Genomic DNA, 5,094 nt, shown 5'->3' on the forward strand with positions numbered 1-5,094 from the left:
CAATGAACCTATTTGCCGATCTGCTGTTAATAGGCTTACCCACATACATACTCATCAACTTCTGCGAACCCGATCGATCCAATTGCCGGACATATCCCTGGTGCCGTCAATTATCCCTGGCAAGAAGTGTCTACTCCCGAAGGCTACGCGCTATCGATCGATGCACAACAGCAACGCTGGGCAGCCATTCCATCCGATGTCGAACCCATCGTCTACTGCGGTTCTGGTGTAACAGCCTGTGTCAATTTGCTCTCACTAGAACTAGCTGGCATCACTGGCGCGAAGTTGTATCCAGGGAGTTGGAGTGATTGGATTTCTTATTAGGCTTTAGGCTTTAGGCATTAGGTATTAGGAAATTAGAAGGACGCAAGCGTCCTAAAGCCTAAAGCCTTACTTAATCGAATTCCCCAAAAACATCGGAATAAACTGCGTTACAAATGCCTGTGGATCGCGGTTCCAGGCTTTTTGGGCGGCGGTGATGCGGACTTTTTGGAGTTCGGGGTCGAGGATGGTTTCGGGGAGACGCGCCATCAGGTATTGCGGACGATCCCAGAGTGGCAGGGTGTTGACGACATCCATCAAGTTATTGACGCGGCGGAGTTCGGCACCGAACATGATGTCCATCCCCGATTCAAACGCTGCTTGCTCGATCGCGATAAACTTGCGCTTCACTGTTTCCACTTTTTGACGGTGGGCGGGACTTTTAGCGGCAATTTTTGCGAGTTGACGGCTGCCCCAGCGAACGTGTCCGGTTTCTTCGGGAAATATTTTCTCGATCGTTTCGCGAATTTTAATATTTTCCTCAGTTTGCGGAGCTGCTTTGAGGGCATGAATGTGAGCCGAGAAATATTCACAACCGCGCTTTTCGGTGACATTGATGGCTGCTAAAGCGGCAATTACGGCATCTTCGACATTATTGTATGTTTCCCGATCGATCAACCGATTGAATTCATCGATATAAGATACGCCTGGAGGGGTATCGATGGGGCCACCAATATCGATTAACAGGTCGGTCAACCACATGGCATGGCGGGATTCATCGTTGATGTGATGGGAGAGATCCCGAATCAATTCTGGCGGGTTGCCATTGAGTTGTTCGATGAGATCGGTAAGATCTTTGCAACTGCGTTGTTCGTTGTAGCGGTATCGATTGAGCGTAACGAGGTGAATTTCTCGATCGCTGACGACGCGTTTGAGGATATCTCTGGCACTAAGACTGTTGTTGAATTTGCGAGGATAGGCAACTGTCATGATGTTTGATGAGGTGAGTCAGATGGCTGTCGATTTACCAAGAATTGTAACGCAGTCTTAAGTTAAGGGTAGGCATACAAAGGACACGGACATTCGATCCTCAAGCAAAAGAGGGCAATCCGATCGAAGGCATCGACCCCTGCTATGAAAAATTAGACTCTATGCTGACGGATCGATATTTGGCGATCGACGGACAAATACAATGTCCTCATCTTCTTCTAAGGATTTAGTAGCCGATAGACCAAAACCACCACCTTCAATTAATACACCTCCATTAGGAAGCGACCAACGATCGGACTCTTCCGTGTTCGACTGGATGATTTTTAGAATGACTCCCTCTATCCTAGATTTCGATCTTTGAACCAGCACGACATCTCCCTCTCGCACTTCGATGCCATTACTATATTTGATGGTCAGACTCCTCCTTGTGAAAAGTACTTTGGATTAGTTGGCATCTGCTCCTCTCCAAATGCTCGATCTCAATAACATTGCTGCTTTTTCACCTTCTCCCCCTAATCGCGATCGACTCAATCGCCGATAATACCTGAGTGTCGATCGATAGTGTGAATCTTTACTTGCGATCGCTTTCATCCCAATCGTTTTCTCCCGTGATTGCTGAAGCTGCTACTTAAATACAGGAATAATCCAGGCAGCTAAAATACTCACTAAAATCGCAATTTCTAAAACGATCGTCGCTGTTATTGGTTGAAACCACCTCGTCCACGATCCCTGCCGCACACCCGAGCACCACTGGGAGAGATGACCCAGCCACAGGTTCGGACGATCCTTGTCGCGGAATTGCCAGCTCAGCATCGAGAGCAGTAGCGGTGCGCCACCTACCCTAGCATTCATCAGCAGGTGTAGGCCGATCGCAATTACCATCGCTACCCACGCAATTAAATGGACGGAGTACCAGAAATGGATTAATTCTCCCTTGGGTAGCCAGGTATCGTCCATCATCTTGCCGCTAAACACAGCCAAGGTCAGCGCGATAAGAGTGAGGGTATTCGCGATCCGGCTGAGGGTGTACCACCAGATCGGTCTACCCACCTGAGCTAGCTTGCTCAAAGAGTCAGGCTGAATTAACCGCCGCTGCCCCCGATGGAAGGCGTAGATCGCAAACGCTGGAAAGATTAGCAAAGTCCATAGACCAAAAGTACCGTGGATGCCTTCTATGTCTTGATAAATAGGTAGGAAGCCACCCCAGCGTCGATCGTAAGTATCGTAAGTCCAATAGGCACTCACAATGGCAGCAATCAGAAACAGCCCCGTAAAACCATGCAAAATCCGGAGCAATAACGGCTGATATGGACGGAATTGGGCGATTTTTTTAGTCACAAGATCTTTGGATCGAGTAGCACAAATATTATAACGTAGGGGATGGTTTTGCCTCGATCCCCCTAGTCGCGATCGCCTAGATCGTCGATAATACCTGGATGTCGATCGAGGGGTATCTCAGCTCATGTTTAAGCCTGCTAATTTTCGTCGCTTCTTGGTTTGTGGATTGTTAGGGCTGCTATTGACTGGCGTGGTGAGTTGTATCAAGTCACCTAGCTCCAAGGCTCCACAGTTGGAATTTTGGACGATGCAACTTCAGCCCAAATTTAACGATTATTTTAAAGATGCGATCGGTAAATTTGAAGCTGCCAATCCAGAGATAAAAGTCCACTGGGTCGATGTACCGTGGTCGGCGATGCACGGCAAAATTCAAGCGGCGATGGCAGCGAAAACTGCGCCGGATGTGGTCAATCTCAATCCTGATTTTGCGATTCAACTGGCTGCTAGAAATGCCTGGTTGAATCTCGATCCGGTTTTAACCAAGGGCGAGAACAAAGAATATCTACCTAATATCTGGCAAGCTAGCACCCTAGACGGTAAAACCTTTAGTCTGCCGTGGTATCTGACGACCAACGTCACAATTTACAATCAAGAATTATTTACGAAAGCGGGAGTTGTCAAACCGCCGACTACTTATCAAGAACTCGCTCAAACTGCCAAGCAGATTAAAGAAAAAACGGGTAAATATGCCTTCTTTGCGACCTTATTACCTGAAGATAGTAACGATGTCCTCGAATCCCTCGTTCAGATGGGCGTACAACTTGTAGATAAACAAGGCAAAGCGGCCTTTAATACCTCGGCTGGGAAAGCAGCCTTTCAATATTGGGTCGATCTCTACAAGCAAGGCTTGCTGCCAAAGGAAGCCATGACTCAGGGACACCAGCAAGGGATTCAACTCTACCAATCTGGCGAAATCGCCATGCTCTCGGCGGGGGCACCATTTATTGAAACGATCGCTAAAAATGCGCCGCAAATTGCCAAAGTTTCGGCTGTCGCGCCCCAAATCTCGGGACAGACTGGCAAAACCGGGGTTGCCGTGATGAATCTGGTGATTCCCCGCACTAGCAAGTTACCGGAAGCTGCTGCCAAATTCGCACTGTTTATTACCAATGCGACCAATCAATTAGCTTTTGCTCAGGCATCGGATACTTTGCCTTCTAATATCAAAGCAGTTGCCGACTACAAGGCTAAATTAGCTAATGGTAAAGAACAATCTGCACTCGACCGAGGTAAGGCGATTAGTGCCGAGCAATTAGCGCAGTCAGAGATTTTAATTCCACCTTTGAAAAATATCGATCTGCTCAAAAAAGCCATCTATGAAAATCTCCAGGCGGCGATGTCTGGTGAAAAAACCGTCGAGCAAGCCGTTGCGACTGCTGCGAGTACTTGGGATGCTGGCAGCTAATTAGCGTCAGTTTGAGATTCCGAAGTGCCTAGAGACTGAAGTCTCGGCTTGTGATGCAAAGTCCGCCTACGCGGAATTTGCATCAGTCCGCGTAGGCGGACTTTGCTTTACTAGCACCGATTTCAATCGAGTGCGGTGCTAGAACGAAGCCAATATCGTTAACCCGAACTGACGTTAGTTAAGGTAATTAATGAGCCACTGTTATCATTTGACGATCGTTGACTAAGTTCGATAACTGAATCCACTGTTCGACACTCAGATCTTCCGCACGAGTTTCATCGCTAATATTTAACGATCCTAGTAGTTCGACTAAAGCTTCGCGATCGATCGCACTTTGGAGATTATTTCTCAACATTTTGCGACGCGTACTAAAGCCCAATCTGACTAAATTATCTAGCATTTTTGGGTTATTAGCTGTTAATTCCAATCGTCTGGGAGTGAGTCTGATAACTGCCGAATCGACCTTTGGTGGTGGCGAAAAATCCCGAGCGGGCACCGGACAGATTAATTCGCAATCAGCTAAGTATTGCACCCGAATCGACAATGCGCCGAAGGCTTTAGTACTGGGTTTGGCAAACAGCCTGTCGCCGACTTCTTTTTGGACTAATAAGACGATCGAATCGAAGGGTCGATCGGCTGGATGGATGATATTACCTAGTAACTTTTCGAGGATTGGCCCGGTGATATTGTAAGGAATATTAGCGACAACTTTATTGGCTTGTTGGAAGTTGGGAAAATCGGCAAGCGTACGATCGACATCGAGATTGAGAAAGTCATTTTCTAATAATAAAAAATTATCGATATGACCCATCTTTTTGACTAATAGAGCGCACAAATCTCGATCGATCTCGACAGCAACTACCGTGCTCGCAGCAGTAACCAGCCGCCGCGTGAGAATACCAGTACCGGGGCCAATTTCCAGGATGCGATCGGTTGGGGCGATCTTTGCGGCGGTGATGATGCGATCGAGTACCTGTTCGTTTCGCAGCCAGTGTTGCCCGAATTGTTTCTTTGTCTTCATTCTAGAGGGTAGAGGGTAGAGGGTAGGGGGTAGGGGTAAGAGGTAAAAGGTAAAAGGTAAAAGGTAAAAGGTAAGAGGT

4 protein-coding genes and 1 pseudogene are annotated in these 5,094 nt (G+C 47.5%); 2 read left to right on the forward strand and 3 right to left on the reverse strand.

What is annotated here, in order from left to right:
- Positions 1-69: 69 nt before the first annotated feature.
- Positions 70-324 (forward strand): annotated as a pseudogene (locus tag RMO84_RS12235) (sulfurtransferase); the annotation flags it as partial.
- Between the two features lie 66 nt (positions 325-390).
- Here RMO84_RS12235 and RMO84_RS12240 read toward each other — a convergent pair.
- Both RMO84_RS12240 and RMO84_RS12245 read right to left on the reverse strand, forming a co-directional pair.
- Positions 391-1,251: a ferritin-like domain-containing protein gene (locus RMO84_RS12240; protein WP_310488731.1), complete on the reverse strand. Its 861-nt coding sequence runs from the start codon at positions 1,249-1,251 to the stop codon at positions 391-393.
- Positions 1,252-1,875: 624 nt separating this feature from the next.
- Entirely contained in the window at positions 1,876-2,589 is a 714-nt protein-coding gene (locus RMO84_RS12245; protein ID WP_310488732.1) for a cytochrome b/b6 domain-containing protein, read from the reverse strand.
- A 124-nt stretch (positions 2,590-2,713) separates the two neighbouring features.
- On the opposite strand from RMO84_RS12245, the gene RMO84_RS12250 reads away from it, so the two are divergent.
- On the forward strand, positions 2,714-3,994 hold the full coding sequence (locus RMO84_RS12250) for a sugar ABC transporter substrate-binding protein (protein WP_310488733.1): 1,281 nt from the start codon (positions 2,714-2,716) through the stop codon (positions 3,992-3,994).
- Positions 3,995-4,181: 187 nt separating this feature from the next.
- Here the strand turns inward: RMO84_RS12250 and rsmA are convergent, their stop codons facing one another.
- Complete coding sequence (rsmA, locus tag RMO84_RS12255) at positions 4,182-5,015, reverse strand: 16S rRNA (adenine(1518)-N(6)/adenine(1519)-N(6))-dimethyltransferase RsmA (RefSeq protein ID WP_310488734.1); 834 nt, start codon at positions 5,013-5,015, stop codon at positions 4,182-4,184.
- Positions 5,016-5,094 lie beyond the last annotated feature (79 nt).

This window comes from Chamaesiphon sp. VAR_69_metabat_338, assembly GCF_031423935.1.
Classification (GTDB): Bacteria; Cyanobacteriota; Cyanobacteriia; order Cyanobacteriales; family Chamaesiphonaceae; genus Chamaesiphon.

Excerpts from the sequence above, each read along its gene's own strand:
- RMO84_RS12240 (WP_310488731.1), bottom strand. The coding sequence starts at position 1,251 with ATGACAGTTGCCTATCCTCGCAAATTCAACAACAGTCTTAGTGCCAGA.
- rsmA (WP_310488734.1), bottom strand. The coding sequence starts at position 5,015 with ATGAAGACAAAGAAACAATTCGGGCAACACTGGCTGCGAAACGAACAG.
- RMO84_RS12250 (WP_310488733.1), top strand. The coding sequence starts at position 2,714 with ATGTTTAAGCCTGCTAATTTTCGTCGCTTCTTGGTTTGTGGATTGTTA.